This window comes from uncultured Campylobacter sp., from assembly GCF_938017705.1.
GTDB lineage: Bacteria > Campylobacterota > Campylobacteria > Campylobacterales > Campylobacteraceae > Campylobacter_B.
Genome location: NZ_CALIIS010000102.1, coordinates 1 through 2,947 on the forward strand (window position 1 = coordinate 1; position 2,947 = coordinate 2,947).

Annotated in this window: 3 protein-coding genes; all 3 read left to right on the forward strand. The window is 31.2% G+C overall.

The window, feature by feature from the left end:
* Positions 1 to 61: 61 nt before the first annotated feature.
* Positions 62 to 1,138: a hypothetical protein gene (locus Q0605_RS05285; RefSeq protein WP_298704880.1), complete on the forward strand. Its 1,077-nt coding sequence runs from the start codon at positions 62 to 64 to the stop codon at positions 1,136 to 1,138.
* A gap of 123 nt (positions 1,139 to 1,261) precedes the next feature.
* On the forward strand, positions 1,262 to 2,005 hold the full coding sequence (locus Q0605_RS05290; RefSeq protein WP_298704882.1) for a hypothetical protein: 744 nt from the start codon (positions 1,262 to 1,264) through the stop codon (positions 2,003 to 2,005).
* An 11-nt stretch (positions 2,006 to 2,016) separates the two neighbouring features.
* Complete coding sequence (locus tag Q0605_RS05295) at positions 2,017 to 2,736, forward strand: hypothetical protein (RefSeq protein ID WP_298704884.1); 720 nt, start codon at positions 2,017 to 2,019, stop codon at positions 2,734 to 2,736.
* Positions 2,737 to 2,947 lie beyond the last annotated feature (211 nt).

Genomic DNA, 2,947 nt, shown 5'->3' on the forward strand with positions numbered 1-2,947 from the left:
AGCGGCGATGAAGAGCACGAGGAAAAACAAGCGAGGTTAAAACGCCTTATCGGGGGCAAGAATGGATCAAATCAGGCTTGAGGAATTAAAAAGGCTACTACAAAAGCGCTGCGGCAGTGCAAAGCAAAACCGCAGCGAGGAGCTTGGTGTCGAAAATTCCAAAACTGAGAATTCTGAAACTGAAAATTCCGAAACTTCGAATTTTAAAGCTCAGAATTCTGAAGTCTCAAATTTTGAATCTCTGAATCCTGAATCCTCGAATTCTGAGTTCCCGAGTTCTGAAATCTCGAATTATCAAACCCAGAATTCTAAAGTTCCAAATTCCGCTCCTGACGCTTTAAATTTAGAAGCCGAAGCGGATCAGAATTCCGCCTGTGTAAACAACACAGAGCCACAAAATTTTATCTCGGATGGCAGAGACGCTTTGCAGCAAAATTCCAAGGCTAGAGATTATGACAAAGATCCGATAGCAATCAAAAATTATGAAAAATTTTTTGTATATTCGTCTTTAGTCCTATTATTGCCGATCTCTACGCTACATGCATTTTTGATTATAGATTTTATAAATCATGATGATATTGACATAGTTCAGTATTTTGCTATTTTATTCATTATTTTACTATCTATAGTTATAATATCCATATTTACCGTAATCCGCCCTAGACAAGAGATAAAATTTACAAACAATTATATAGAATTTATTAGCGACGACTTAGTTGAAAAACGCTGCGAAATTGATGAAAACGCTTTATCTTTAAATTTCTCTATCGGAATTTTGGCAAGTTTATATGAGATAGGAAAATCTGAAAAGATATTTTTGTACTTTATCGCTATTTTTATGTGCGTAACATGGTGGAATATATTTTTTATAGCGGTATTCTTTACATATTTATTCGGGTTTTTATTAAATTTCATATTTTATCTGTTTATAAATAGGAATTTAAAAGGGTTTAGGGCTCTGCCGTTTATTAGGATCGCACGCCCCTCATATGGCAGATGGTTTAGGAACAAGCCCGTTTATCCAAGATATTATCTCGTTTATCTCTATAATCAAAAAATTTATGATGAAATTAAAAAATATTTTTTACGGAAAAGCGTAAACATAAATAACGTTAAGAAAGATTATTTGTTTATCTAACGAGGAGGATAAAATGAGAAGAGAAGAGGTCGCGAAAAAAGAGCCAGGCAACGCGTATAAAAGTCTTTTGTCAAATTAAGCTATTATAAATTTATATCTATTTTTAAAAAAGTGCTTGAAATAATGGAAAATTATAATAAACAAAAAAACAGAGATTACGACAAAGAGCCGATAATAGTAAAAAATTATGAGAGGCTATTGATATCTACAATTACGTTTTTATATATGCCTATGATTTTAGGCGGATATATTCTAAGCATATGGGATTTAATTTTTTCAAAACACCATATATCGATGATGGAAATAGGCTCTAGTATTATATTTGGAATTTTTATAGCAATAGCATTGAGACTTATTTATAGCTGCTGCGTAAGCAATAATAATCGAAAAATCTACTTTATGAATAATTCTATAGATTTCTATAACAACGGCGAGCTTGAGAGAAGGACGAACAATATTCATTTAAATTATGTGATAAGCAGACCATTTTGGGGATATTGCAACGATGATAAGATTCGTCGCTTCATTTATAATATTATTATAATTTTTTCTATTGCAGCCCTATCGTTTCTATCATCGCAAATTTTATTATTCTTCATTTTTTCAATACTTTCTGCAATCTTTTTGAAAATATTTTTTCACTTTTTAATTGTAGGCAATTTTAAGAATTTTTCATTCTTTTCTGCAATCGTAGTGGATTATCCGTACTATGAGCAGAAAAATACTTATTATTTAAGCTCTATTTTATCGGCAAAAAATTATTTAGTTTGCGTATATGATACGGAAAGGCTAAACGAAATAAAAGAATGGTTTTTAGTTCGAAAAAATATCAATATAGATAAAATAGAAAAATATTATCTTAGCTAAAGCGGGCGGTTATGGATACAAGAAACAAAGAGGTTGGATTTAGAGATTACGACAAAGAGCCGATAGTTATAAAAAAACTAGACGATCTGTTTTGGCTGATAGCTCTTGGAATTTTGTTAATTTGTTCTTTGATACAGAATTTTGATGGCGAGTATAAATTTAGGTTTTATATGAAAATATTACTAGGTTATGGCATTGCCTTTTTCTTTATATACGCGGCGCACTTTCTAAAAAGCAAAAAAACAATAACCTTTATGAGGGATAAAATAGAATTTAAAAATAAAACCAGATGCGAAAAAAGGATATCGTTAAAAAATATCTCCGTTTACAGATATGCTTATATGATTCCGAATTTTGCGCCATTTGATGCAAGAATCAAATTTTGTATTTTGGTTTTATTCATAATGATCATCGTGTCATTATACAGCTCCGGATTTTATGTATTTATTTTTATAATTATGGGCTTGTTGCTTATGCCTATTATTAAATTTGTCTGCTATATTCTGTTTGAGAAAACGGCTAGGTTCTTACTTTGTGATAAATTGCTGATATGCAACGGTTTCGATTCAGAAGTATTTACGATCAATAGTAAAAAGGAGTTTGGCAAGCTGCAAAAATATTTCTTGGATACGCTAAATATAGATATTACAGAGGGATATTTATTTTGGAAACCGCCTTATGATATTGCAAAAATAATAGTGAATAAAATGAACAAATTTATGAAATTCTAAAAACAAAAGATAAGGTTTAAAAAATATACAAACGATACATAATTAGCGCACCGAGGGATAAACAATTTAATTCACAGAATATTGATCTTTAATGAAAGATAGAATTTAGAAAATTTAAATTCTAACGCTCCGCTTGGAGTTTGCCTTTAAAATTTACGCGCTAATCTTCGCCGCTTTCATATACGCCGAGCTCTACGAGATTGCCGTCAGG